We start from the raw sequence: 24,895 nt of genomic DNA, 5'->3' as shown, positions 1-24,895 counted from the left end.
ACTACTGCGCCTTCCCAGTTGCGTCAGCATAGAGGCCCGACAATCCGGGCCGTCGGTGGGTCGGAAGTTGATGTAACCTCGAGTACATGGTCAGTATTGCGCACAACACGACGACGCCGGTTTCCTTCCGGCGCATCGTTTAGCAACAGCTGACCGAACCCTTTCCGCCCCGGGAGTTATCGCCCCGGGGTTTTTCTGTTTCTTCGCTCCGTGCGCGACTCCCCTTGAACGATTTGGAGAGCTCTCATGAGCGTTGACCACCGCGAACTCGGACGCGAGCTGGACTTTTTCACCACCACCCCCATCGTCGGCGCGGGCCTTCCGCTCTGGTTGCCGGACGGCGCGATCATCAGATCGGAGCTCGAGAAGTTTGCGGCCGAGCACGCTGCTCGGTCCGGATGCCGCGGTGTCTACACCCCGGCTATAGCGAAGAAGGAGTTGTACGAGAGATCTGGGCATTGGTCCAAGTTCTCGGACGACATGTTCCCCGAAATGAAGATCGGTGGGGAATCGTTTCTTCTTCGTCCCGCTAACTGTCCTCACCATGCACAGGTATTCGCCGCTCGCGGTCGTAGTTATCGTGAGCTACCTTTCCGCGTTCGTGAACTCGGCTCGATGTTCCGTAGCGAACTCTCCGGAGTTCTCAGCGGATTGAGTCGAGTCAGACAGATCAATCTCGACGACGCACATGTCTTCTGTAGTCGTGAACAAGTGCAAACGGAAGTGATCGTCGCGCTCGACGCGATCGAGCGCTGCTACTCGACTCTCGGGATTACCGAACGGGAATATCGGCTCTCGATCAGAGGGGCAGAGGGGCAGTACCTCGGCACCGACGAGCAGTGGGCTGACGCCGAAGATCAACTTCGCAGCGCGCTGAATGCGCGCTCGATCGAGTACGTGGACGCGAAGGGGGAGGCGGCGTTCTACGGTCCCAAGATCGACGTCCAGGTGCGAGACGCGCACGGCCGCGAAGAAACACTCTCGACCGTCCAACTCGACTTCAATCAACCGGAGCGATTCGGGCTCGAGTACACCGCAGAAGACGGTTCGAAGGCTCGCCCCGTCATGATCCACCGAGGCTTGCTCGGGTCGATGGAACGCATGACCGCGCTCTTGATCGAAAGGTTCGAAGGGCGGATGCCGCCGTGGCTGGCACCCAACCAAGTCTCGATCCTGCCCGTCGGCGACCGGCACCAGGATGAGGCCGAGCGTCTGCGGGCCGATCTCGAGGCTCGCGACGTTCGTGTGGCAGTTACACCTGACGGATCGTTGGGACGTCGCATCCGCGAGGCTCGCACTCATCGGGATTCGTACGTCGCGGTGATCGGGGACAATGAGGTGCAGGGCGGGACTGTCGACGTTTTGGTCCCCGCGCGAGGTGGTCGGGCGGTCGTCGACGCGAGTGTGTTTGTCGCTCAGGTGGTCGCGGACATCAACGAGCGTGCCCTGCTTCCGGCTGGGTTCTAGCCGACAGGCAGTTCGTGGAGCGCCCGTACCAGTGGCGCGAGTTCGGGTGTCTTGCATGCCTCGTCGAGTGCGGCTTCGAGGGTGGCGTCGTGCGTCGGCCGTGCGCTTTCGAGAAGCTCGCGGCCGGCGGGCGTCAGCTCGGTGTAGATGCCTCGACGGTCGTCGGCGCACAGGATTCGGGTCAGTAGTCCACGATCTTCGAGGCGGTTGACCAATCGCGTCGTGGCACTGCTGCTCAGTGCGGCAGCGCGGGCAAGTTGTGCCATCCGCATGTGCCACCCGTCCTGGCGGCTCAGCGCGTCGAGCACGGTGTATTCGACGACGGACAGTTTGTGCTCACGCTGGAGAGCGCGTTCCAGTTCGGTGTCGAGGGCGCCGTGCAGTGCTGCGAGCGTGCGCCATCCTTGCGAACGGATTTCGACGGCGTCGTCGGCGATCCCCATGTGATTCTCCTTGTCCGATTGCTGCCGCTCCAGGTTACCAGCTTGCGCATGTAGCGCGCGCGTGCAACTATTTATAGCGCGCCTGCAACTACTGCACACGCCCGCTAACGGCTTACGCGTAAATCTGTGAAAGGAACTGTCGAGATGCCATTGGGTCTCATTGCCCTCGCTATGGGCGGGTTCGGGATCGGCCTCACCGAATTTGTCATCATGGGCCTGCTGCCCGAGGTCTCCGCCGATTTCGAGGTCACCGAAGCTGTCGCCGGTTACCTGATCTCCGGCTACGCACTCTCCGTCGCGATCGGTGCAATTCTGGTGACCGCGGCCGTCATCCGTTTCGAGCGCAAGACGGTCTTACTCTCGCTGATGGTGCTGTTCATCATCGGCAACCTGATGTCTGCGCTGGCCCCCACGTACGAAGTGATGATGGGTGGGCGCATAGTTGCGGCCCTGTGCCACGGCGCGTTCTTCGGCATCGGATCGGTGGTCGCGGCGGGAATGGTTGCACCGGACAAGCGTGCAGGCGCAATCGCAATGATGTTCTCCGGGTTGACCATTGCCAATGTTCTGGGAGTTCCGTTCGGCACGATGTTGGGCCAACAGTTCGGATGGCGCTCGACCTTCTGGGCGATCACCGTTATCGGTATTGTTGCACTGATCGGGATCGCGGCTCTGGTTCCTACGACGCCGGCACCAACCGCGGGCGGCGGCCTGCGCGGCGAACTCGGAGCCTTCCGCAACAAGCAGGTGTGGCTCTCGATCGCGATCACGATTCTCGGGTACGGCGGAATGTTCGGAGCGTTCACGTACATCGCGTTCACCCTCACCGAGGTGAGTGGCTTTGCGGCGTCCAGTGTTCCGTGGTTGCTGATCCTTTTTGGTTCCGGTCTGTTCGTCGGCAACGTCCTCGGTGGGAAGGCTGCCGACCGATCGCTGACCAAGTCGTTGGTGTGGATTCTGGCAATTCTGACAGTAGTGCTGATCGTGTTCGCCGCGAGCGCCGAGAGCAAGATCATGACCGTGATCTCACTGTTCTTCATGGGCGCCTTCGGTTTTGCGACGGTACCGGGGCTGCAGATGCGGATCATGAACTACGCGTCGGAGGCCCCGACCATGGCTTCGGGCGCTAACATCGCCGCGTTCAATGTCGGAAACGCACTGGGCGCGTGGCTCGGTGGTCTCACCATTGCAGCCGGACTCGGCTTCACGTCGCCGATCTGGATGGGAGCCGTTGTCACTGTGGTCGGTTTGGTGGTGCTGCTCCTCGCGTCGTCGATGGACAGGTCGGAGAAGGCTCCCGAGCGGGACGGCGTACTGGTGGGGTAGTGCCGGTATTGTCTGGGTCTGTACCCCACTTCGGCTGAGCGAACGTACCTTTCGGCGCATCCAAGGCGACGAAAGGTACGTTCGCTCAGTCTGGCAGCAACCGCCTTCCCGCTCAGAACCTGATCAGATCGCCCACGAAGATCTGGTCGGGATCGGTGATCCACGCGTTCACAGCCCACACCTCTTGCCAACTCTTCCCTCTCGTGGAAGCAAGCTCGAACAGCGTGTCGCCTTCGGACACGGTCACCGTGTCGCCGACTGCCGATGTGGCAGGCTCTGGTGTCGGAGCATTCAACGCGGGGGTGAACGTCGATGTGGGAGTGACACTCGCCCCGGTATCGCACGCGCCTGTCGACTTCAGGAATGCGACGGGATCGACGGCGCCGCCGCTGTGAATGCGGAGATGCAGATGCGGGCCGGTCGAGCTACCGGTATTGCCCGTGGCACCGATTTCGTCGCCGACCTCGACGTGAGTGCCTTCGCCGACCCATGTCTCGGAGAGGTGACCCATCTGAATCTGCTCGCCGGTATCGGCTTCGAGCTGGATATAGGTTCCGTATCCGCCAGGATCAAAAGGTCCGGCAACCGAGATCGTGCCCGAGGTCGGGGCATGGAGAACCGTTCCGACGTTGACCGCGAAGTCCGCTCCATCGTGTCCGGCGTGGAAGCCCTGCGAGAGCACCCCATCGACGGGCCATTCCCAGCTGCAGCTGCTACCAGCATGAAGAGGGGCTACGTGGATGGCTTCTTCGGCAGAAGGCAGGAGCGATGAAACCACGTTGGCCGAACCAGGGGTGACTCCACCCCAGCCGAGGTGTGTGCCACACACTGGCCACGCGCCGATTCCCTGAGCGTCGAGTGTTGCCTCTGCTGCTGCAACTTGATCCGCGATCGATGCCATGTCAGCACGGGCCGGTGCACCGGCTGGCTTGTAGGCATACCACGTCGACTGCGTGAACTGCAGTCCGCCGTAGAAGCCGTTGCCCGTGTTGATACTCCAGTTTCCGGAACTCTCACACATGGCCACTTGTGACCAGTCGTGTGCGTTGGCTACACCCGTGTTCGCGAAGGTGCCGATGGCTGTCAGAGCGCCTGCACCCGCAGCGAGTGTGATCAATCGCGTGGCGCGAGAACGATGGTGTTTCTTGTGTTTTCCCATGATCTTTCCTTGATTGGGGTCGGCAATCTCGCCGCAGACAGCAGTGATTGACTGCTGAGCAGCGTGGTGTGCGAGATCGCCCATGCTGGAGAGCGATTCAAGATGAGTTGACAACAAGTGCGCCAACAGTTCTCGCTATCCGTGGACAGTTATTTTGCGATTGGCCGAATCGATCTGGCCAATTTCTTTGTTACAGGGCGCATCTCGTGTGAAGAGAGCGCGTGCTGATAGTTCCTTCCGGTTTCGTGGTCGCGATTTGCGAGTCCCGACAAGGTTGTTGCCTGGCTCACATGCCTACAACGGCCCAATTACCCGGTGGCATACCTATTTTGCCGATCATGCCAATCTCTGGCAGACCGAACCAAGTCGACCGGTACCACGCTTTTTGGGGCAACGGGTCGATGTACTCCATGCCGGCCGAACGAGCGGCGTTTCTGGCAGCGTCAGGTAACACGCTGTACCAGAAGAACTCTGGTTGGAAACTCATGTCCTGGGAAAGTTGACAGCGGGGTTGGCGTCATCGACTCCTGAGAAAACGGACTGACCGAGTTGCCGCTGGTTGATGGCGCAGAAACTATTGATCTCGCACGCGCCACTATTGTCTTCGGACCGGTTCAGGGCAGGTGAGAGATTTCTTTCGTGGTGCGAGCGGCATCGCTTGACAGGTAGATCTACGGCAAAGCCACACGTCAAATGGGTTGGAACTTCGCGAGTGGTTGCGATGGTAGTGATGCGCGACGACCCGAAAACAGGTACTCGAATGGGTCATTCGACCCGTGTGCGCAGAAACGCCGGATGCCAGAGTGGAGCACACGGATTCACCCGAAGCTGTTGTCCACAATAGAAACTTGCGACACGCCTTGCGCTCCCATTGATCGATTGGCGCACCCTTATGAGGGAAATGTGTCGCACCCTGAAGGGGCGCAATCTGCCCCCGGGGATCAGCCCTCCTGCGGAGTCTCGGCAACTGGCGCCGCAGGAGGGCATTCAAATACGTTCACGCAAATGGGGCAGACACCGTCAGATCGATGTCGCCTCTCCGAACGTCATGGCGAGGTTGGTGATCGTGGTTGTCATCAATGCTCGTTTCGGCAGGCCGAGGCGTCGTAGTTCGGCGGCCATCGGGTGGGTGCCAAGCTGGAGTTCTGCACCACCCGGACGAGATTTGACGCCGGTGGGAGCCATATCCCACGACGTACAGCGGGTGACGCCGTCGAGATGTGAGTATGCGGCAAGTGACATGTTTGCTCCCGAGCCGGGAACACTCACGCCCGTTTTCACGCTCAACTGCGCGATGAGCTTGCCGTCGTGAGATACCGAACCCCGCTTGACGGAACCGACATGCTCGGTATCGAACTCCGCCAACACCTTCGGGAATCCCCAGATCTCGCGGCCGGCGGCCTTGGTGAACTCGCCGTCGACGGGCAGCTGATGGATGAGGGCGCCCGCTGAGCCTGACGTGAGCGCACGAAGGTCACCCAGCACCGAAATCTCAGGGGGAGCGGTATGGCTTCGCACCATGTATGTCACGCCGAATTCGTTGTACGGTCCCAGATCTCCATCCACGTAGTCGACGAACACCAGTCCGCACAGTGCGCGTCCCGGGCGAAATTGCAGAACGGTCAGCCCGGTGTGGTTGATGATCGACTGGGCAGTGACACTCGGAACGGAGAACATCGCCATGAACGCGGAGGCGGTACGAACTTCTACGGGCATCTCGACGGTCTTGCCCAGGATGGTGTAGCTCATGCCACCACCCCGCGGAGTCCGTCGGCGCCGTATACGGATTCGAGCATCGAGCGGAAATCCGGTCCGCGACGCAGCATTTGACCGCCGTCGACGTTGATGATCTGTCCGGTGATCCACGTGGAGTCCGGTCCGAGGAGGAATGTTGCGAGTGCTGCAATGTCCTCCACTTCGCCGACACGTGCGAGGGGAGTGTTGGCCATGTAATCGTCGAGAATCGGTCCACCATCGGTGATGAGCGCGACCAGATCGGTCCGGGTGAGGCCGGGGCGAATCGCATTGACTCGGATATTGCTGGCACCCAGTTCATCTGCCGCCAACTGTACGAGATGGTCGACGCCGGATTTCGACACGCCGTACGCTCCGAACCATCGATGTGTGTTGCTGCTCGCGATCGACGAGATCGCCACGATGGAACCACCGCCTCCGGAGACGAGGGCGCGTGCGCCGTGCTTGATCGTCAGCATCGTGCCGGTCACGTTGAGGTCTACCGTGCGGCGCCAAGCATCGACGTCGAGTTGGGTCACCGGGGCGATGGTTTCGTTGCCGCCGGCGCAGGCGACAACGCCGTCCAGTGTTCCCGTCGCCTCCACCGCGGATGCGACCGCGGCGATGACCTCGGCTTCGACGGTTATGTCGGTGGGTACGGCAGTGACGGAGCCGGACCCGTTGCGGGCACGAATCGAGTTGGCCGCAACATCGAGTTTGTCCTTGTTTCGTCCGCAGATCGTGACGTGGGCACCGGCTCCGGCGAGCGCACCGGCAATGCCGAATCCGATGCCGCTTCCGCCGCCGGTCACAAGTACCGATCTGCCTGCAAAGGCGGTGTTGTCGCCCATGTCCATCTCCCGGTTGTCGTATGCGCGGTGATACACGGATCGAGGTGCACCGATGAACTTCGGCAATAACGCCCCGAGGTCTATAGGAACAGGTTCTACTTGTTGAGGCAAGGGTTTCTCGAGAGAGGACGGCGAGATGGCGAATCGACCGAACTTCGACCTGATCGACGGGCGCTTCTATTCCGGTGACCTCGGCGATGTGCGCGACGCATACGCGTGGATGCGTGAGCACGAACCCGTGTATCGAGACGGTGCGAACGGAATCACCGCCGCTGCAAGCTACGCCGCCGTCATCGAGGCAGAGCGAGACCCGAAGTTGTTCTCCAATGCCGGCGGCATCAGACCCGAAACCGGTCCGCTTCCGCAGATGATCGACATGGATGATCCCGAGCACCTCACGCGTCGACGCCTCGTCAATGCCGGTTTCACTCGCCGGAAGGTCGAAGCGAAACGTGATCGGATTCGACAGATCTGTGACCAGTTGATCGACGCTGTTTGTGAGTGCGGGGACGCGGACTTCGTGGCCGATCTTGCAGCGCCTTTGCCGATGGCGGTCATCGGCGACATGCTCGGCGTGCGTCCGGAAGAACGTGAGGTCTTCCTGCGATGGTCGGACGATTTGGTGAAAGCGCTGGGTAGTAACGCTTCCCCGGAGCAACTTCAGGCGATGATGGCGGCATACGTCGATTTCACCGAGTACATGACCCGGATGATCGGGGAGCGTCGGTCAGCCCCAGCAGACGACTTGATCAGCACATTGATCCACAGCGAGATCGACGGAGAGGCACTGTCGGACCAGGAAATTGTCAACGAGTCGTTGTTGATTCTGATCGGTGGCGACGAAACAACGCGCCACGTTCTCAGCGGAGGGATGGAACAACTACTGCGCCACCCCGACCAGTACCGAACGCTGGCCGCCGACCCGGAGACGATTCCGTTGGCGATGGAAGAGATGCTGCGATGGTCGTCGCCGATCAAGAACATGGCGCGCACACTTACCCGCGACACGGATTTTTTCGGAGCGCATCTGAAAGCGGGAGAGAAGATGCTGTTGCTCTTCGAGTCGGCAAACTTCGACGACGCTGTGTTCGTGGACGCGCCGCAGTTCGATATCGGTCGGACGCCGAACCCACACGTCGCGTTCGGGTTCGGCACGCATTTCTGTTTGGGTAATCAGCTGGCGAGGCTGGAAGGAACGATCATGTTCGAGCAGCTTTTCGAGCGTTTACCAGGGATGGAACTGGCGACGGACGCACCACTGCCCCGTCGCGCCGCCAACTTCGTGTCCGGCATCGAAACGATGCCGATACGTTTCCCCGTCGCTGATCCGCTACCGGGGTAGTTGGCAGTTGGGTGCCGCCGCGTCCTCGGACAACGGACTGCCCGTGGGGTTGACGTAGACAACAAGGAGGACCAAGGGAGTGGTCTGCGAATTGTTGCCGATGTGAACGTGATCCGATCCGCTCGGTTCGATGAGGGTGTTGCCGGTCTGATAGATGCCGTCGACCGAGCAATCGGATCGGTAATGGCTCAAGGTGCCGCCGGCAACGGCGGCGTACAGAACGCCGTCGTGGAAGTGCCAGCCGGTGGATCCACCCGGGTCGACGGTGATTTTGCGCAACACATAGTCTTTGTCGCCGAACGTCACCTGCCCGAGGATTTCGCCGTGTACTCCGGTGCTGGGGGTGGCGGATGCCGCGATCGGCGTCAGTGACAACCCGATCGCGGCGGACAAGGCAAGCAGAATCTGGTGACGTTTACGCATGAAGAGCCTCTCGGACGGTTGTGCTCATGAGTGTCCTCCGGCTACGCCTGAATTGTCGGATATTAGGGACTGTGGTTGTAAACAGTCAGGAAATTGCCGGACGGCTACGCATCATGGCCGGGGTCGAGTTCTCGGATGACCGTAAACGTGACAATCGCACCGCCTGCAGAGCCTGAACTCTCCCGTTGATCCCCCGAACAACTCCGTCAAGTCGGTGAGATCGCTCGGAATCGACTGGAGGCTAGGTTATTTCGCGGGGCGGAGCCGTTGGTCCGAGGTGATGTCAGTGGTGTCACCCGTCATCCGTGTGGGAATTTCCTGAACCGGAACGATTGAACGCATCACGGGCGGCACGATGGTGCAGATCCGTCACCGTAGAAATTTGTTTGGATACCAGTGCATTGAGTTCGCGATGTTGGTCTTCGGTCTCACCAGCCGGTATATCGCGCAGCACTTCCCACATTGCACTTTTTCCGCAGAGCGCGGTTCGCATGACTTCCAGGGCAGCTAGTTTGACGAGACGGGACTGCCACAGTGCATCGATGTGAACGAGTTTTCTCAGCCGATTCAATCCCGCATCGATCACCGGATAGCGGGGTAGCGAAATTTCCTGCGTGTCTTCGATCAGTTGCAGTAGCTGTCCGATTTCGTACTCCAACTCGTTCGGCAGCGAATCCAGCCGGCCCTCCGCCCAGGATCCGTACGAGTCGACGAGCGATCTCGCGAGCTGTAGACCCAACATTGCTCCACAGAGGTGTGTGACCAGGTAAGTCGTTGCGATGTGTTCCTCGGATGATCGAGATTGATTTCCGAACATGTTCACCCTTCCTCGATGCTGCATGCAGTGTTCGTGAACGGTGTGTCGGCTCAAAGCGGTGCGTCGTCCGCCTGCCGCGGCGTGACGTCGTTTACCCGCTTTGATACGCCCGGCTGTTGGCAGGTGAGTCCCGCTGTCGCAGCTGGATGCGGATGCTGATTCTTCGTTTGCCGACATCGGCTTCAGGGTATTCCCAGCTTAGTCATCGCGGTAGAGCTGCTGGCCGTTTGTATCCGTGGGTTTACAGTCGCGCGCGACTTGTCGGCACTTGATCGAGCGGCCCCTGGTTCGCGCACGACAAGGAGTGGAATCATGTTTCGTCAGAATGCATCTCGGCATGAGAGGCACGAATCATCCGCGGAGGATGCAGTCCCGGCAAATGACAACGCAGCCCCTGATCGCACGGCGGTACCGGTTCGAGAAACAACGCCTGGTCGGATGTGGGTGCCTCGCACGCGTGGTGCTGTCAGTGGGTTGGCCCTGATTCTGCTTGGACTCTGGGGCGCGTTGATACCGTTTGTGGGTCCGTACTTCTCGTTTTCCTTCACGCCGGACGAGGCATGGACCTGGACTTCCGCCCGGGGTTGGCTCGAGGTTTTGCCGGGCGCCGTGACCGTGGTTGGCGGGATCCTGCTCATGTTCAGCGCCAATCGCGCCGTCGCCGGCTTTGGTGCGTGGCTTGGTGTTGTCGGCGGCGCATGGTTCATCGTCGGACCCGTGCTGGCACCCGTGCTGCACATCGGAGACCCCGGAAGCCCGACAGCAACCCGGCCAGGATTTCAGGCATTGCAACAGTTGGCGTTCTTCGAAGGTCTCGGTGCGGTGATCCTGTTTTTCGGCGCGGTCGCTGTCGGGCGGCTTTCCCTACGAAGCCATCGAGACGTGCGACGTGCCCAGCGACGTGCAGATACGCACGTTGCAGATACACCAGCCCCGTGACGGCGAACGTCGACGGCATGCGTAGCTGAATCTGCTTGTCGAACATAGTCATCAGTGGAAGTGGATCGATCATCCCCGCCATCGAGCCCGCTCAGCGAGATCGTTCCGCCGCGGCAGAACGATCTCGATTGCCGAATACAGTGCGCCCAACCGGTCGATTCCCACAGTGCGCGTGGCAGGCGCTGCAACAGCATCTGGAAGACCGGCGAAATTGTTGTAACTCATTCACTCGGCCGAAACTGGTTGTAACTCATTCACTCGGCCGAAACTGCATGGATGCAAACACACCCAGTCGGGGTTACGGTGAAGGGGACGGGGCCGAGTTGAGAGAACGAAGCTCGGTTTCAGTGAGGCAAACTTCGAACAACGAAGGAGTTCACGTAGTGAGTGCAGCGTCGAAAGCTATGTACAAACCACTTTCGCTCGCAACGAGTGTCCTCGGCGGAATCGCCGCCGGTGCTGTATTTCAACAAGTTTGGAAGCGTGTCGCGCATCAGGACACGGCTCCTGACCCGCACGATCTGACCAGGTCGAGCAAAGAGGTTCTGATTTCCGCAGCACTGCAGGGAGCAATTTTCGCAGTGGTCAAAGCGGCAGTGGACCGCATGGGCGCTAAGAGCTACCGCGCACTCGCACACGAGAGTCCGGTGTGACCTTCGGTTCACCGCAACCACTCCGACGACGGTTGGGATTGATTGATGAGCGAACAGTTGCTGGACCGGATTCCGAGGAATTTGGCGAGGACCGGAGCGTTGACCACCCTTACTGCTCTCGTCGGGTCTGCGGCTAGCCGTAGCCCCGAAAAAACATTATGGTTCAGGAACTTACGCAAGCCGGCATTTCAACCGCCGGCTGTTGTTTTTCCGGTCGTATGGACCGCCTTGTATGCCGATATTGCTGTCACCTCCGCAATTGCATTCGATCGACTCGACGAGACAGGAGACCACGCCAACACACGCAGGTTGGCGCTGGCGCTGCTGGCCAACCTCACCGTCAACGCCGGCTGGAGTTGGGTCTTCTTTCGCTCACATCGACTCGCTGCAGCACCCGTCATCGCGGCGGCCCTTGCTGTCAGTAGTTCTGATCTGGTGATACGAGTTGGCCGCGTCGACCGCTCGGCCGGCGTTGCGCTGGCGCCATATCCATTGTGGTGCTCGTTTGCCACAGTCCTGTCTGCTGCGATCTGGAGAAACAATCGGTAATAGTAGGATTGTGTGATGCACCTAGATGCGAGTCGACGCCGGAGTGGAGCGAAATCGACTGCAACAGTTGTGGAATCGTAATGTGTCTCAGAAACCCGTCTCACCTTCTTCGGTGCCACCAGAGCGCCAGGAACACGTTTTCTACGTTGATCGGGACGGTGACGGCGCAAATGGTTGGGGATGCTTCTGATTCGCGGCGACAGTCGTATGAAACACGAAGTGATTGCGCCGTACGACAGTGCTGATGCTCAAGATTTCAATCCAGATCCGTTGCTACGGAATCATTCTCGAACCGTTTGCGGGTGGGGTCAGGTTGCCGGCTGACGATGCCTCTTACCGCATGCTTGGATGCACACGGAGGATGCGGTCGTCCTCGGAGCCCGGTTCGCCGCGGCCATCGGTGTTGTTGGTGATGAGCCACAGCTCCCCGTCCGGGGACTCGGCGACATCGCGGATGCGGCCGTACTCGCCGCTGAAATAGTCGGTCGAAGTGGCAGGGTGGGCGCTCGGGACAGCTCGCAGGACCTGACCGCGGAGATTGGCGATGAACAGTGTCCCTTCAATGTTGACCATGCCACTGGGGCTGGCCTCGCTGGGCTCCCACTGCTGTACGGGGTCGGTGAAACCGTCGGTGTCGGCGATGCCTTCGACAGTAGGCCACCCGTAGTTGCTGCCGGGGGTGATGATGTTCAGTTCGTCCCAGGTGTCTTGTCCGAATTCGGTGGCGAACATCGTTCCGTCGTCAGACCAGGCCAGACCCTGAGGGTTGCGGTGCCCGTAGCTGTAGGTGAGTGAGTCCGGGAACGGGTTGTCTTCGGGGACATCACCGTCGGGGGTCATCCGTAAAATCTTCCCGGCAAGGGAGGCTGGGTCCTGCGCGGTGCCGCGCTGTCCGGCATCACCTGTTGCGGCGTACAGCATTCCGTCGGGGCCGAACGCGATCCGTCCGCCGTCGTGCCAGCCGGCGGCCGGGATCTGATCGATGATGGTCTGTGGTTCGCCGAGCGAGAGTGATCCGGCTGTTCCGGTCACGGAATACCGCTGGATGCGGTTTCCACTCGATGCTGTGGAATACACGTACAGCCGACTCTGATCGTCGACCGCCATACCCAGGAGACCACCTTCGCCGCTGCCGGTGACGCCTGTGACCGTTCCGATTTCGCGTGCGGTGCCGTCCTCTGCGAGTTCGAGGATTCGCGCGCTGTCGCGTTCGCTGACCAGGGGTGTGCCGTCGAGGAACACCACCGACCACGGGGCTTGCAGGTTTGTCGTGACGTGGGAGGGCATGGATGTCCCGAGAGACGGGTGCGCCGTTGAGTGAGAGGAAGTAGAGGTCGTCGCGGAGGGTATGGGCTGCGCGGTGCACGAGGCCAGGAGAGCGCCCACAGTGAGTCCTGCTGCGATGAACGTGTACCGGGTTGATGTGCGGGTCATAGCTCTCCATGTCTTGCCGCGGATTCGCGGTCGGTGTGGATGGTCGGGATGGGTCTCGCCGTCACGTTGTCGCCTCGAGGCGGGGGCCGATGTGTGCGGCCGAGTTGTTCGGATTCGTTTTCGAAATCAATAGTGGCGAAGTATCTCTCGGGGTTCAGCACATCTGGCAGCCTGTGCCCGTGGGCAGAAGTTTGTTGGCTCGGTATCTACTGCTGGTGGATCACTTCGGCGGTGACGTCTCCGCCCTCGAGGCGGCTCAGCTGCTCGACGGATCCGTCGTAGGTGCCCAGGTGAATGGTCTGATCCGAGTAGCCGATGCCGTCGGTGTCGTAGTAGAAGCCGATATTCCCCCACGGTGCGTAATAGATGAGATCACCGTCCTCCGGGTCGGATCCAGGCGAGCGGTCTGTCTCCAGTTTTCGGGGCAGTTGGCTGATCTTTTCCCTTCCCGCGAATTCTTCGACTGACAATGTGAGTGGAAGCATCGAGAGGAAATCACGGGTTGTGGGATTGTCCGATTCGATCGTGACGTCGACTGCAGTTTCACCCGAGGTGAAGCGCACTACGGTTCCTTCGGCAGAACTGCTCGCAGAAGCGATGCCAGGTGGGAAGGTGGCGGAAATTGCCGACGTCGAGGAGGCGGGCCCCGCAGGGGTCGTGCATCCGGCGGCGGCGAACACGATTGCCGCTGATCCTGTGATGAGGAGCTTTCGTCGCATCGTTTCCTTCTTCTCGGTTGCAGTTCACAGGTTCGGCCCGCAGTGAACGGGACCATCGCCTAGGTGTGGCCGAAGTTCTGCCCTCCGGCCACACCGGAAACGTGGGGTCTAGACGAGGGTCGCAGTATCGATGACGAACCGGTACCGAACATCGGAGGCAAGGACGCGTTCGTAGGCATCGTTGATCTGATCGGCGGCGATGAGTTCGGTTTCGGGAGCGATGCCGTGCTCGGCGCAGAAGTCGAGCATTTCCTGGGTCTCGCGGATGCCGCCGATCGCAGACCCAGCGAAGGAGCGGCGTCCCAGGATCAGCGAAAATACATTCACCGGAAGCGGTTCCGGCGGTGCGCCGACGTTGACAAGGGAACCGTCGAGCGTCAGCAACTGCAGGTAGGAGCTGATATCGATTTGTGCGCTGACGGTGTTCACGATCAGATCGAAGGTGTCTGCGAGATCGAGGAACGTTGCCGGGTCACTGGTGGCGTAGTAATGATCTGCACCTAGACGCAAGCCGTCGTCCTTCTTGCTCAGCGTCTGGGACAGGACGGTGACATCGGCCCCCAGCGCGTGTGCGATCTGGACGGCCATGTGGCCGAGTCCACCCATCCCCACGATCGCAACTTTCTTTCCGGGGCCCGCGCCCCAATGTTTGAGTGGTGAGTAGGTGGTGATGCCGGCGCACAGCAGTGGGGCGGCCGCTGCGAAGTCGATGCTCACCGGAACGCGAAGGACGAAGTCTTCGTCGACGACGACGTGGGTGGAGTACCCGCCCTGGGTGATCGTGCCGTCGCGGTCCACGCTGCCGTAGGTCTGGGTGTTGCCTTCGCGGCAGTACTGCTCCTCGCCGCCACGGCAGTTGACGCATTCGCGGCACGAGTTGACCATGCAGCCGACACCCACACGATCACCGACGGCGTGCTTGGTGACGGCGCAGCCCACTTCGGTGACGATGCCGGCAATTTCGTGGCCGGGGGCGAGGGGGTAGTTCTGGGGCCCCAGTCTCCGCGGACGGTGTGGATGTCCGAGTGGCAGATTCCGGCGTACTTGATTTCGATGAGCACGTCACTCGGGCCGACGTCGCGGCGTTCGATGTGTGTGCGGCGCAAGGGTTCGGTTGCAGACGGGGCGGCGAAGGCGGTGACGGTGTGCATGTTCTGTCTCCTGGTGTGTGGTCAGTCGGATGAGTGTGACGGTGGGCTATCGGGCGGGGAATGCTGTGCGGCGGGCAGTGAATGCGATGGAGACGGCGATTGCGGTGAGCCCGATCATGAGGAAAGGCAGGGCCATTCCGTCGATGGTGCTCACGAGTACGGCACCTAGGACTCCGGCCGCGAAGATGGCGACATTGAACGCGACGCCGAGCATGGAGTTGGCGATGTCTGCGTTCTCGCCGCTTGCTGCGCTGATGGCTGTTTGGAGCTGTGGCGCCGCGCCGCCGAAGGCGACTCCCCAGAGAACAACGGCGACGAGCACCGCGGCGGGCGAGTGGCTTCCGGCAACGAAAACTACTCCCGCGGTGAGGAAGAGGAAGAGGCTGCCCAAAATCAGTGGCCGAGGAACGCGGTCGATGAGGACGCCGGTGATCGCGATGCCGATCAGTGCGGAAACCCCGAACACCATCAGAGCCACGTCTACGGAGATCGGCACATTCGCGGTCCGTAGATAGGACGCGATGTAGGTGTAGAGCGTGTTGTGCGCGAGCATCCATGCAAAAATGACGACGAGGATGACGGTGACGCCGGGAATGGCAAACACCCGCACGAGGGGGACGCGTGATTCCGCAGGTTGCCCTGGGGCGTCGGGAACGATCGTCAGGGCGAGGACGGCGGTGACAATAGTCAATACGGAGATGACTCCGAAAGACCAGCGCCAGTCGAATGTTGTGCCCAGCCACGATCCGAAAGGCGTTCCTATGGCCAGGCCGAGGGGTGTGCCGATCGAGGCAATGGTGAGGGCTCGCCCGGCAAGTTCCGGGGCGGTGATGCGGCGTGCATATCCTGCGAGCATTCCCCACACCAGACCGGAGAAAGCGCCGGCTGCGAACCTCGCGATCAACGTCGCCGCGATATCCGGGGAGAACACGGCGATGGTGTTGGCGATCAGGAATCCCAGGATGCCGACGAGGAACACAGGTTTGCGTCGCATGCCGCGGGTGAATGCTATGGCCGGGATGGTGAGGACCACGGTACCCAGAGCGTAGGCGCTGACCAGCTGTCCCGCGGTCCCTTCGGCGATGTTGAGGCCGCCCGCGATTTGCGGCAGGAGCCCGGCGGGCATCGTTTCGGTGGTGATGAGGATGAACCCCATGAGCGCCATGACGAGCAGTGCTTGCAACGGTAGGCGGCCGTGTGGATACGACGAGTCCACGAGTCTGGCCGGCATCGATGTGGTTGGCTCGACGATACCGTCTTTGGAGGTGGATTGCGTTAGTACGCTTACGGTTTCGATCGACTCGGTGTCTGAATTCAAGGTGGGTTCGTTTCTTCCTTGTGGACGGCCGCTGAAAGTCGCAGGCGAGACCTTCGTCTCTCGATCACCAGCACACCACTCATTGCGCACAGGTGGGAGTCCCGGTTGGTGGGGGTACTACAAGGGACTCCCTCGACACCGGGACCTCGACTAGCGTCGACGCATGGACAATCGAGCGGAAGTCCGGGAATTCCTGACCTCACGTCGCGCCCTGGTCACTCCGGAACAGGTCGGACTCCCAGCGGGAACCAACCGGCGGGTCGAGGGGCTTCGCCGCAGTGAGGTCGCGACCCTGGCCGGGGTGAGCATCGAGTACTACACACGGATAGAACGCGGCGCAATCAGCGGCGCCTCACCCGAGGTGCTCGACAGTCTCGCCAAGGCACTGTGCCTTGATGATGCCGAGCGTGCGCATTTGTTCGATCTCGCCCATGCAGCAAGTCCCGTGGCCAGGCCCCCGCGGCGCCGCAATTCGAAGACATGGCTGCCGCACCGGAGTCTGCAGTGGGCCCTCGACGCGATCACCGCCGGCCCGGCATTTGTCCGCAACGGACGCATGGACATCCTTGCCGGCAACATGCTTGCCCGCGCGTTCTACGGGGACGTCTACGACATGCCGGGCCAGCCGCCGAACATCGCCCGGTACACCTTCCTCGACGAGCGGGCACGAGACTTCTACCCCGACTGGGACCTCTTTGCCGAGGTGACGGTTGCCATCTTGCGCACCGAAGCCGCCCGCGACCCACACAACAAGGAACTTCACGACCTCATCGGCGAGCTCAGCACCCGTTGTGAAGACTTTCGTCGTCGGTGGAGTGCACACAATGTCCGACACCACGGCACCGGGTCAAAGACCTTCCACCACCCCGTCGTCGGTGAACTTACCCTGGCATACGAGGGCCTCGAGATGGCGGCCGAACCCGGCCTGACACTGACCATCTACTCCGCAGAGCCGGGCTCCGGATCCGAACAAGCGCTGCGACTGCTCGCCTCATGGGCTGCCAGCGAATATGGGGCTCCGGTTCCCGCTTCGCCGGCAAAGGAATCCGGCCACTGACTCCGGGATGCACTTGCTACATACCGGATCGCACACCGATAGTCGGTCAAGTCTGGGACAGAGCCGGCGACCTCAGTTCGCGCTGATCCCGAATTGACACGCCTCACGTCGGCTCCGGGCGTCAGTAGGATTGCGTGATGCACTTAGTTGCGAGTCGACGCCGGAGTCAGCCGCCGCCTGCGCGGTTCTTGTTCGAAGCTCTGATCGATCCGCATCGGGAACCGGTTCGGCACTGGTTGGATTTGCGGGACAACGAGATTGAGCCGACAATCGTCGAGGCTGTCGAACCGGAGTTGGTGGTCTGGTCCTCGATCTGGCCTGACCGCCCCGATGCGATTATTCGTTTCGACATCGAGGCGGTCGGCAACAGCACGACACTGTGTTGGACGTTGTTCGTGGACGATCCGGTGCCGACGGAGCCCGATGTAGTCCGTCTGCGAAAACGGATCAACACACTGATCAACGCGAACCTGCGGTTTACCTTCGGTCAGTAGCGTCAGATGAGATCCGGGTTCTCGGCGTACACCTCCTCGAGGATCGACAGGTCGAACAGTTGATCTGCAGAGATCTCCAGTCCGGCTTTGGCCAAGGCGGCGATGTTCTGCTCGATCAATGCCGGGGTCATCGTGAACAATCCGTTTGCCTTGGTGTCGGCCGACACAACAAGGTCGTTCTGCGCGGTCGCTTCCTTAATCTGTTCCTCGAGTTCGAGGTTCTGGTCCTTGCCGTACACCTCGACTGCGAGGCGGGCGGATTCTGCCGGATCGGCGACCGCATCGCGCCAGCCCTGGATTTCGGCCTTCAGGAAGGCCTTGAGCTTGTCTCGCTCGTTGTCGATGGTCGATTGAAGGACGGTGAACGATTCGGCCACGAGTGGCAGGTTGTAGTCCGCGAACAGGAAGTGGGCATTGGGAAAACCTTTTGCCGCCAGAGTGATCGGCTCGTTGGTGACGTAGGAGACCCAACCGTCTACCTCGCCGTTGGCCAGTGGGCTGGGATCGAATTGAGCCGGCACAATGGTCATCTGACTTTCGGTCAGTCCGTTCGCGGCTAGGAGTGCTCCGAAGACGAGCTGATTGGAATCCTGGACGCCGATCTTCTTGCCGATCATGTCCTGCGGCGAGTTGATCGGTGCTGCAGCGGAACTGACTATCGCAAACGGATTCTTCTGGAAGGTTGCGCCGACGATCTTCGCCTCGAGTCCGTCGAGAACAGCGGGAGCGGTGAGCTGCGGAGCTGACATGCCGATCCACACCTTGCCGGTGTCCAATCCGGCTTCGACGCCGGTGCCGGCGGCGCCGCCCGCAACAAGTTCGACGTTCCCGAATCCGGCGTCCTTGTAGTAGCCCTTGTCGAGGGCGAAGTATTCGCCGGCAAATTCGATGTTCTTGATCCAGGACAATTGCACTGCAACAGTTCCGAATTCGGTTCCGTCGTCGGAGGTGCCACCGCTCGAGGCTGTGGAATCGCTACTGCAGGCGAGTAATGACGCGCTGCCTGCCACAGCGATGCCGGTCAGTGCGGAGTAACGGAAGAAAGCTCGGCGGTCCACCTGGCGGACGGGCTTGAAAGGCGTCATGAACCGGAACACTAGGGGCAGTCGATTTCGGCGAGTTTGCTTGGGGGACAGTATTTGTTGAGCTTGTGTTAACACTTCTCACGATTTGCCTGCTGAAGGACCGAAATGAGACAAAGCGAGGTTCTCGAAGATTCCGACAACGGCATAAAGGATGATCGACACGACTGTGATCACCACGATGGACGCCCACAACTCGTTGTACTGATAGCGCGGAATCGCCTTGATCATGCTCGATCCCAGGCCTTGCCCGCTACCGAGCCACTCGCCGATCAGCGCTCCGATGAGTGCTCCGGGCACGGAGACGCGCGCGGCGGCGAACACTGCGGGAAGTGCCGAGGGAACCGACACCATTCGTAGTGCAGTCCAACGACTCCCGCCGTATGCGGCAATGAGGTCCTGGGCTTGCGTTGGCGCGGCCCGCAATCCGACCATGATCATGACCAGCGCAGGGAAGAACACGACGATGGCGACCATTACTGTGACGCCGACGATTCCGCGTCCGAAGATCAACACGATGATCGGGGTCATCGCGACGAGAGGCACGGACCGCAGCAGCATCGCTACCGGCATGAATGTCTGTTCTACGGTGCGTGATACGACAAAGATCGATGCTACGACAATCGCGGCTGTCATTCCGACGGCAAAACCGACGCCCGCATCACGCAAGGTGATGAGCAGATTGTCGAAGATTCCGGCCCTCGCGTCAGCGGATTTCGGTCCGGAGAACAGGTATTCCCACACATCGGCCGGTGTTTTGCCCACTCGCGGTCCGACTTGAGGAAAGGCGTTGAGAAAGACGACCCAGATGACGAGCAACAGTGCAGACGCAATGGCAATCGGAGTGAGGAATCTGAATGTTCCTCGTACCGCGGTCATTTCTGTGCTCCCGGAGCCGACGTCCACGGTGTCACGATCTTTGCGACCGCGGCAACGAGGGCGTATCCCAGCCCGGCGAGCAGGGCTGCGGCTATCGCCATTCCCCACGTCCGGGGGACGTTGTACGACGATTGCGCGGCCGTCAGGGCAACTCCGATTCCGCTGTCGACACCGCCGAGGTACTCACCGAGGATGGCGCCGAGGACAGCCGACGGTGCGGCGATCTTGAGCGCGGCAAATGTGCTCGGAAGTGCGCTCACCAGTTGTACTTTGGTGAACTTCTGCCAGCGTCCACCGCCGTACGCGGCAACCAGGTCGAGGCTCGCTTTGTCGGCGGATCGTAGGCCGGCGAGAGTTCCGACCATGGTGGTGAAGAAGCAGTACATCGCAGCGAGGAAGATCGTCGGAGTCCGTCCACCGAAGACCACGAGGATGATCGGACCGAGTGCGAGAAGTGGCGTGCAGTAGCTGAGGATCGCAAGTTGAGTGGCGAGACTCTCGATCGGTGGGATGAGAACAACCAGGACTGCCAGGGTGATTGCCAGCAGGTTTCCCCACAGGAACCCTTGCAAGGCGCCCGAAGCGGTGACAGTGAAATTGGGGCCGTAGAGCGCCCAACCGTCGTCGAACATCGTCGAGATCACTACCCACGGTGTGGGGATCGTCCCTCCCGCAACGCCGACCGCCGCGAGAATCCACCAGATTGCTATCAGCCCACAGATTCCGACTGCGCCGCCGAGCCAGGTGGGACGCTTGAATCCCCGTCGCCTCGCCGGAATGGGTTCTGCTGCGGCGGTGGCAACATTTTCGATGTCGGTAATTGTCATGCAACGCCTGCTTTTCCGAACAAGAGACCGGACAGGTAGTCGTGGATCGCGTGGAATTCGGGCGTACGCATCATCTCGGGGGTTCGCGGACGAGGGAGATCGATGGGAACAACTTCGAGGACACGACCGGGCCGCGGACTCATGACGGCAACAACATCCGAGAGGAACACCGCCTCCGAGATGCCGTGAGTGACCATCAACGTCGTAGCCGGTTTCTCGGTCCAGATTCGAAGCAGTTCCATGTTGAGACGTTGGCGGGTCATGTCGTCGAGGGCACCGAATGGCTCGTCGAGGAGGAGGACACTCGGCTTGACGACAAGCGAGCGAGCGATCGAGACGCGCTGACGCATACCGCCCGAGAGTTGCGCGGGTTTTGCCTTCTCGAATCCTTCGAGGCCGACAAGAGCGATCAGGTCGGCTATCAACTCCGGATCCGGATCTATGCCGGCAACCTGGAGTGGGAGCTTGATGTTGGAGGTCACCGTCCTCCACGGAAGGAGTGCGGAATCCTGAAAGGCGATTCCGAGTTCCCGGCGTTTTGTCAGCTCGGCGGGCGTTTGCCCGTTGACCAGCGCAGTTCCCGCGCTCGGAGTGTCGAGTCCGGCGAGGATGCGCAGGACAGTGGACTTACCGCAGCCGGACGGCCCGAGCAGGGACAGGAAAGTTCCCTCGCTCGTCTGCAATGAGACATCGGTCAATGCGGTCACCGACCGCCGTCCCATCGTGAAGGTCTTACCGAGGCCCGATATGTCGAGACCTGTTCCAAGCGGACGAGGTGTGGTGATGGGACTGGTCATTTCCGCACAGTACGAAGGTTCGATTGCAGGCATGTTGCCTGCTCGTCACTGCTGTGTGAGGGGGTTGCGGGCGCGGGTGAGACTTCGTGTCGCACTCGCGTGGTGAGATGGACGTATCCGAGTTCAGGACATCGCGGGATCGAAAGGGGCGAGGATTGCTGAAGTTGTATCGTGCCGAGCGTGCCGACACGCTGGTCTGCGCTCTGTCCACACTTCTCCGCTCGCCGTTGTCGGATCCGTTTGCCCGAGAGATAGTCGCGGTTCCGGCAAAAGGCGTGGAGCGCTGGCTCAACCAGCAGCTTTCCTCACGATTGGGTACTACGACGGAGTCTTCGCAGGACGGCATCTCCGCGAACATCAGCTTTCCCTCGCCGGTTCGACTGGTCGACGACGTGCTCGCTACGGTGAGTGGTGTCGGCGCGGACAACGATCCGTGGGCGCCGACGCGCTTGGTGTGGACGGTTCTGGGTGCCATCGATGATTCCGTTTCCGAACCGTGGTGCGGTGTGCTTGCCAAGCATCTCCGTGGGCTCGGGGTGGGGCGACGCTTCGCGTCGGCGTCGCATGTCACTGATCTGTTCTCCAGTTACGCGGCGCAGCGTCCACAGATGCTGATCGAGTGGGCGGCCGGTCGGTTCACCGACGGCCACGGGCTACCTCTCGCCGAGGATCTCGAGTGGCAAGCCAAGTTGTGGACGGTTGTAGCGGAGCGAATCGATGTGGCAGGTCCGGCCGAGCGACTCCTGTCGGTGTGCAGCAGGCTGAGTGATGACGCCGCTGTTGTTTCTCTACCGGAACGTATTTCGGTGTTCGGTCCCACCCGACTGCCGGTTGATCAGAGAATGATTCTCGATGCATTGGCGACCCATCGTGACGTGCACATCTGGCTGCCGCATCCAAGCCCGGCGTTGTGGGAGGAGATGAGTTCCCAGCTGTCGTCGGGGACAGTCGTCACTCGCCGTTCGGACGACAATTCTGCGTTGATTTCGCCGAACCCGCTGTTGTCCAGTCTTGCCCGTGATGTTCGCGAAATGCAATCGACTCTGGCAAGCATCGATCTCACTTCGGAATATCTGCCTGCCACATCAGGCGCGCCGACCCTTCTGGCGGCGATACAGGCGGATATCGTGGCCGATCGTGCCCCCTCGGGTGGGGTGAAACCCGATGGGAGCGTTCAGGTTCACGCGTGTCACGGCGCGGCTCGTCAGGTTGAGGTCCTGCGAGAGTGCCTGTTGCGGTTGTTCGAGGACGATCCGACGCTCGAACCTCGTGATGTTCTGGTGATGTGCCCGGATGTCGAAACATATGCGCCGCTGGTGCGCGGCGCGTTCGGGCAGGGTGTTCAGGGACACCCCGGTCACCGCCTTCGCGTCCGTCTGGCTGATCGTGGTCTGCGTCAGACAAATCCGATGCTGGCTGTGCTGGGTACTCTGCTCGAACTGGCAGACGGCCGCGCCACGGCCAGCCAGGTTCTCGATCTTGCCACCAGCGTGCCGGTACGTACCCGATTCTCGTTCTCCGACGACGAGTTGGAGCGTCTGCGCGAGTGGACCGGAGCTGCGGGGGCGCGATGGGGCATCGACATCAGACAGCGGGCAACGTTCGGTCTGGCCGGATTCAAGCAGAACACTTTCAACACTGCCGTCGACCGCATTCTGTTGGGTGCCAGTGCAGACGAGTCGGAAAATGCATGGCTGGACCTCGCATTGCCTCTCGACGATGTCGAAAGCACAGACATCGACCTCAGTGGCCGCTTTGCCGAGTACATCGACAGACTGGCGGTCTCGTTGCGTGATCTGGCGGGCCCCCAGTCGCCGTCGGAGTGGCTTCGGGTGTTGCTCAGAGCGTTGGACCTTCTCACCGATACGGCACCGGACGACGCCTGGCAGAGTGCGTCGGCCCAGCGCATTCTTGCGAGTGCGGTCGAATTCGGTTCGGACACCACACTTCAACTCTCCGACATCCGTGCGCTTCTTTCGAAGAGTCTGGCGGGGCGGCCGACTCGGGCCAATTTCCGTACTGGTGAACTAACCGTCTGCACTATGGTGCCGATGCGGTCGGTACCGCACCGGGTTGTTGTGCTGCTCGGACTCGACGACGAAGTTTTCCCGCGGTCCGGAGGCGTCGACGGAGACGATATCCTGGCCCGCGATCCTGTTGTCGGGGAACGGGATCTACGTAGCGAGGACAGACAACTGCTGCTCGACGCGGTGATGTCGGCTGGTGAACACCTGCTGCTCCTGTACACAGGTGCAGATCCGGTGACCGGCGCAACCCGCCCACCGGCTATTCCGCTCAGCGGGTTGCTCGATGTCCTGAAGTTGGCGGTAGGGCCAAACGACCTGGACCAGGTTGTGACTCGGCATCCCTTGCAGTCATTCGACAAACGGAATTTCGAGGTGGAAAAACCGTTCAGCTTCGACGCCGCAGCGTTGGCAGGTGCCCGTGCCATCACGGGAACGCCGATCCCACCGCCGTCGATCCGCTCGGCATCGCTGCCGTCGATACCGCCAGGCGACGTCAACCTCGCGGACCTGGTGTCGTTCCTCACTCACCCGGCCCGCGGATTCCTGCGTCAGCGACTCGGTGTGCGGGTACCGGAACTCGGCGACGACATTGCCGATTCACTCGACGCGGAACTCGACGGGCTTGCGACCTGGGAGTTGGGAGATCGAATGCTCCTCTCTCGCTTGGCCGGACGCAGTTCGGCCGACTTCCGGGCCGCCGAATGGCGGCGGGGCACGTTGCCGCCCTACAAACTGGGCAGTGCCGTGTTGGGCAACGTCGAGTGGGTAGTGGATCAGTTGGCGTCACTCGCACTGCCACACATGGCCGGAGATGCTGCTTCCGTCGACGTTGCAGTCGACCTGGGTGGAGGTAGGCGCCTGAGCGGAACCGTGACTGGAGTGTACGGAAATTCGATTGTGCGGGCGCAGTATTCGTCGTTGGCGCCCAAACATCGGGTGAGTGCGTGGGTCAATTTGTTGGCGCTTGCCGCTGCCGGCGATCACGGTCAGGTCAATGCGATCACGGTAGGGCGCGGTGGAAACCAGCGCGCGGCAACACGTTCCGTTCTGTCCGCTCCGGAGAACCCGCTCGGTATCCTTCTTCAGTTGGTCGATCTACTCGATCGGGGTTTGCGCGGCCCGATTCCGATGTGGGTCAATACCACCGCCGAATACGCGAAAAGGCGTTTTGCCGGTCAGTCGATCGACAATGCCATGAGCAGTGCCGAGGCAACGTGGGGCCGGCAATTCAGCGACGGTGACGATCCGAGCAATGTCTACGTCTTCGGTGAATCCAGTTCCTTTGCCGACCTAGCCGCTACGGAGCCACTCGACGACGAATGTGTCTGGGCCGAGGAGCCGACCAGGTTTGGCGTCCTTGCCAACCGGCTGTGGTTGACCTTGTTGCTCAACGAAAGTGCGGAGTAG

Annotated in this window: 22 protein-coding genes and 2 pseudogenes; 9 read left to right on the top strand and 15 right to left on the bottom strand. The window is 61.0% G+C overall.

All coding sequences use genetic code 11. The features are described 5' to 3' along the window. Positions 1 to 246 precede the first annotated feature (246 nt). On the top strand, positions 247 to 1,467 hold the full coding sequence (gene thrS, locus V2B23_RS14450) for a threonine--tRNA ligase (protein ID WP_430950972.1): 1,221 nt from the start codon (positions 247 to 249) through the stop codon (positions 1,465 to 1,467). On the opposite strand, the gene V2B23_RS14445 is transcribed toward thrS, so the two are convergent. Further along, a complete protein-coding gene (locus V2B23_RS14445; RefSeq protein WP_003945852.1) occupies positions 1,464 to 1,910 on the bottom strand; it encodes a MarR family winged helix-turn-helix transcriptional regulator in 447 nt (148 codons plus the stop codon). The two genes, thrS and V2B23_RS14445, sit on opposite strands and share 4 nt — an antisense overlap. A 144-nt stretch (positions 1,911 to 2,054) precedes the next feature. On the opposite strand from V2B23_RS14445, the gene V2B23_RS14440 reads away from it, so the two are divergent. Continuing rightward, on the top strand, positions 2,055 to 3,236 hold the full coding sequence (locus V2B23_RS14440) for an MFS transporter (protein ID WP_430950971.1): 1,182 nt from the start codon (positions 2,055 to 2,057) through the stop codon (positions 3,234 to 3,236). Positions 3,237 to 3,348: 112 nt separating this feature from the next. On the opposite strand, the gene V2B23_RS14435 is transcribed toward V2B23_RS14440, so the two are convergent. The 3 genes from V2B23_RS14435 to V2B23_RS14425 form a co-directional block, all read right to left on the bottom strand. Continuing rightward, complete coding sequence (locus V2B23_RS14435; protein WP_430950970.1) at positions 3,349 to 4,395, bottom strand: transglycosylase family protein; 1,047 nt, start codon at positions 4,393 to 4,395, stop codon at positions 3,349 to 3,351. 1,020 nt (positions 4,396 to 5,415) lie between these two features. After that, entirely contained in the window at positions 5,416 to 6,144 is a 729-nt protein-coding gene (locus V2B23_RS14430; protein ID WP_430950969.1) for an acetoacetate decarboxylase family protein, read from the bottom strand. Further along, positions 6,141 to 6,980 carry an SDR family oxidoreductase gene (locus tag V2B23_RS14425; RefSeq protein ID WP_084702952.1) on the bottom strand — a complete coding sequence of 280 codons (840 nt, stop codon included), beginning with the start codon at positions 6,978 to 6,980 and terminating at the stop codon, positions 6,141 to 6,143. The genes V2B23_RS14430 and V2B23_RS14425 overlap by 4 nt, the downstream gene beginning before the upstream one ends. A 136-nt stretch (positions 6,981 to 7,116) precedes the next feature. Between V2B23_RS14425 and V2B23_RS14420 the strand changes: the two genes are divergently transcribed. Then, on the top strand, positions 7,117 to 8,322 hold the full coding sequence (locus V2B23_RS14420) for a cytochrome P450 (protein WP_430950968.1): 1,206 nt from the start codon (positions 7,117 to 7,119) through the stop codon (positions 8,320 to 8,322). Here V2B23_RS14420 and V2B23_RS14415 read toward each other — a convergent pair. Continuing rightward, positions 8,311 to 8,745, bottom strand: coding sequence for a cupin (locus V2B23_RS14415; RefSeq protein ID WP_430950967.1), 435 nt, complete (start codon positions 8,743 to 8,745; stop codon positions 8,311 to 8,313). The genes V2B23_RS14420 and V2B23_RS14415 overlap by 12 nt on opposite strands. Before the next feature lie 292 nt (positions 8,746 to 9,037). Further along, positions 9,038 to 9,403: a hypothetical protein gene (locus V2B23_RS14410; protein ID WP_430950966.1), complete on the bottom strand. Its 366-nt coding sequence runs from the start codon at positions 9,401 to 9,403 to the stop codon at positions 9,038 to 9,040. A gap of 471 nt (positions 9,404 to 9,874) precedes the next feature. Here V2B23_RS14410 and V2B23_RS14405 point away from each other — a divergent pair, with 471 nt between their 5' ends. Then, entirely contained in the window at positions 9,875 to 10,501 is a 627-nt protein-coding gene (locus tag V2B23_RS14405; protein WP_430950965.1) for a hypothetical protein, read from the top strand. A gap of 16 nt (positions 10,502 to 10,517) precedes the next feature. Here the strand turns inward: V2B23_RS14405 and V2B23_RS14400 are convergent. Next, a pseudogene (locus tag V2B23_RS14400) lies at positions 10,518 to 10,702 on the bottom strand (glutathione-dependent formaldehyde dehydrogenase); the annotation flags it as partial. 182 nt (positions 10,703 to 10,884) lie between these two features. Between V2B23_RS14400 and V2B23_RS14395 the strand changes: the two are divergent. Both V2B23_RS14395 and V2B23_RS14390 read left to right on the top strand, forming a co-directional pair. Next, a complete protein-coding gene (locus tag V2B23_RS14395) occupies positions 10,885 to 11,154 on the top strand; it encodes a DUF4235 domain-containing protein (RefSeq protein ID WP_430950964.1) in 270 nt (89 codons plus the stop codon). Positions 11,155 to 11,199: 45 nt separating this feature from the next. Then, positions 11,200 to 11,703: a TspO/MBR family protein gene (locus V2B23_RS14390; RefSeq protein WP_430950963.1), complete on the top strand. Its 504-nt coding sequence runs from the start codon at positions 11,200 to 11,202 to the stop codon at positions 11,701 to 11,703. Positions 11,704 to 12,036: 333 nt separating this feature from the next. Here the strand turns inward: V2B23_RS14390 and V2B23_RS14385 are convergent, their stop codons facing one another. The 4 genes and pseudogenes from V2B23_RS14385 to V2B23_RS14370 form a co-directional block, all read right to left on the bottom strand. Further along, positions 12,037 to 13,137 (bottom strand): PQQ-dependent sugar dehydrogenase, encoded by a 1,101-nt coding sequence (locus V2B23_RS14385; protein ID WP_430950962.1) that lies wholly within the window; start codon positions 13,135 to 13,137, stop codon positions 12,037 to 12,039. Between the two features lie 206 nt (positions 13,138 to 13,343). Continuing rightward, positions 13,344 to 13,856 (bottom strand): cyclophilin-like fold protein, encoded by a 513-nt coding sequence (locus V2B23_RS14380; RefSeq protein ID WP_430950961.1) that lies wholly within the window; start codon positions 13,854 to 13,856, stop codon positions 13,344 to 13,346. A 108-nt stretch (positions 13,857 to 13,964) separates the two neighbouring features. After that, positions 13,965 to 15,007 (bottom strand): annotated as a pseudogene (locus V2B23_RS14375) (NAD(P)-dependent alcohol dehydrogenase). 46 nt (positions 15,008 to 15,053) lie between these two features. After that, positions 15,054 to 16,238 (bottom strand): MFS transporter, encoded by a 1,185-nt coding sequence (locus tag V2B23_RS14370; protein WP_430950960.1) that lies wholly within the window; start codon positions 16,236 to 16,238, stop codon positions 15,054 to 15,056. Between the two features lie 250 nt (positions 16,239 to 16,488). On the opposite strand from V2B23_RS14370, the gene V2B23_RS14365 reads away from it, so the two are divergent. Then, positions 16,489 to 17,382: a helix-turn-helix transcriptional regulator gene (locus V2B23_RS14365; protein ID WP_430950959.1), complete on the top strand. Its 894-nt coding sequence runs from the start codon at positions 16,489 to 16,491 to the stop codon at positions 17,380 to 17,382. Between the two features lie 137 nt (positions 17,383 to 17,519). Further along, complete coding sequence (locus tag V2B23_RS14360) at positions 17,520 to 17,876, top strand: hypothetical protein (RefSeq protein ID WP_430950958.1); 357 nt, start codon at positions 17,520 to 17,522, stop codon at positions 17,874 to 17,876. A gap of 2 nt (positions 17,877 to 17,878) precedes the next feature. Here V2B23_RS14360 and V2B23_RS14355 read toward each other — a convergent pair whose 3' ends face one another. The 4 genes from V2B23_RS14355 to V2B23_RS14340 form a co-directional block, all read right to left on the bottom strand. After that, positions 17,879 to 18,961, bottom strand: a complete 1,083-nt coding sequence (locus tag V2B23_RS14355; protein WP_430950957.1) for an ABC transporter substrate-binding protein — start codon at positions 18,959 to 18,961, stop codon at positions 17,879 to 17,881. A 78-nt stretch (positions 18,962 to 19,039) separates the two neighbouring features. Continuing rightward, positions 19,040 to 19,837 (bottom strand): ABC transporter permease, encoded by a 798-nt coding sequence (locus V2B23_RS14350; RefSeq protein WP_430950956.1) that lies wholly within the window; start codon positions 19,835 to 19,837, stop codon positions 19,040 to 19,042. Then, positions 19,834 to 20,664: an ABC transporter permease gene (locus V2B23_RS14345; protein ID WP_430950955.1), complete on the bottom strand. Its 831-nt coding sequence runs from the start codon at positions 20,662 to 20,664 to the stop codon at positions 19,834 to 19,836. The genes V2B23_RS14350 and V2B23_RS14345 overlap by 4 nt, the downstream gene beginning before the upstream one ends. Beyond that, a complete protein-coding gene (locus tag V2B23_RS14340) occupies positions 20,661 to 21,494 on the bottom strand; it encodes an ABC transporter ATP-binding protein (protein WP_080711649.1) in 834 nt (277 codons plus the stop codon). Before V2B23_RS14340 ends, V2B23_RS14345 begins: the two co-directional genes overlap by 4 nt. A gap of 122 nt (positions 21,495 to 21,616) precedes the next feature. Here V2B23_RS14340 and recC point away from each other — a divergent pair, with 122 nt between their 5' ends. Beyond that, positions 21,617 to 24,895, top strand: a complete 3,279-nt coding sequence (gene recC / locus V2B23_RS14335) for an exodeoxyribonuclease V subunit gamma (protein WP_430950954.1) — start codon at positions 21,617 to 21,619, stop codon at positions 24,893 to 24,895.

It is taken from the genome of Rhodococcus sp. 24CO (genome assembly GCF_050586165.1).
Lineage (GTDB): Bacteria > Actinomycetota > Actinomycetes > Mycobacteriales > Mycobacteriaceae > Rhodococcus_F.
The sequence above is the reverse complement of the archived record's forward strand: the minus strand, read 5'-3'. Positions and strand labels throughout refer to the sequence as shown.

Bases quoted from the DNA above. Each gene is read 5' to 3' on its own strand.
- thrS (WP_430950972.1), top strand. From the start codon at position 247: ATGAGCGTTGACCACCGCGAACTCGGACGCGAGCTGGACTTTTTCACC.
- V2B23_RS14445 (WP_003945852.1), bottom strand. From the start codon at position 1,910: ATGGGGATCGCCGACGACGCCGTCGAAATCCGTTCGCAAGGATGGCGC.
- V2B23_RS14440 (WP_430950971.1), top strand. From the start codon at position 2,055: ATGCCATTGGGTCTCATTGCCCTCGCTATGGGCGGGTTCGGGATCGGC.
- V2B23_RS14435 (WP_430950970.1), bottom strand. From the start codon at position 4,395: ATGGGAAAACACAAGAAACACCATCGTTCTCGCGCCACGCGATTGATC.
- V2B23_RS14430 (WP_430950969.1), bottom strand. From the start codon at position 6,144: ATGAGCTACACCATCCTGGGCAAGACCGTCGAGATGCCCGTAGAAGTT.
- V2B23_RS14425 (WP_084702952.1), bottom strand. From the start codon at position 6,980: ATGGGCGACAACACCGCCTTTGCAGGCAGATCGGTACTTGTGACCGGC.
- V2B23_RS14420 (WP_430950968.1), top strand. From the start codon at position 7,117: ATGGCGAATCGACCGAACTTCGACCTGATCGACGGGCGCTTCTATTCC.
- V2B23_RS14415 (WP_430950967.1), bottom strand. From the start codon at position 8,745: ATGCGTAAACGTCACCAGATTCTGCTTGCCTTGTCCGCCGCGATCGGG.
- V2B23_RS14405 (WP_430950965.1), top strand. From the start codon at position 9,875: ATGTTTCGTCAGAATGCATCTCGGCATGAGAGGCACGAATCATCCGCG.
- V2B23_RS14390 (WP_430950963.1), top strand. From the start codon at position 11,200: ATGAGCGAACAGTTGCTGGACCGGATTCCGAGGAATTTGGCGAGGACC.
- V2B23_RS14385 (WP_430950962.1), bottom strand. From the start codon at position 13,137: ATGACCCGCACATCAACCCGGTACACGTTCATCGCAGCAGGACTCACT.
- V2B23_RS14380 (WP_430950961.1), bottom strand. From the start codon at position 13,856: ATGCGACGAAAGCTCCTCATCACAGGATCAGCGGCAATCGTGTTCGCC.
- V2B23_RS14370 (WP_430950960.1), bottom strand. From the start codon at position 16,238: ATGCCGGCCAGACTCGTGGACTCGTCGTATCCACACGGCCGCCTACCG.
- V2B23_RS14365 (WP_430950959.1), top strand. From the start codon at position 16,489: ATGGACAATCGAGCGGAAGTCCGGGAATTCCTGACCTCACGTCGCGCC.
- V2B23_RS14360 (WP_430950958.1), top strand. From the start codon at position 17,520: ATGCACTTAGTTGCGAGTCGACGCCGGAGTCAGCCGCCGCCTGCGCGG.
- V2B23_RS14355 (WP_430950957.1), bottom strand. From the start codon at position 18,961: ATGACGCCTTTCAAGCCCGTCCGCCAGGTGGACCGCCGAGCTTTCTTC.
- V2B23_RS14350 (WP_430950956.1), bottom strand. From the start codon at position 19,837: ATGACCGCGGTACGAGGAACATTCAGATTCCTCACTCCGATTGCCATT.
- V2B23_RS14345 (WP_430950955.1), bottom strand. From the start codon at position 20,664: ATGACAATTACCGACATCGAAAATGTTGCCACCGCCGCAGCAGAACCC.
- V2B23_RS14340 (WP_080711649.1), bottom strand. From the start codon at position 21,494: ATGCCTGCAATCGAACCTTCGTACTGTGCGGAAATGACCAGTCCCATC.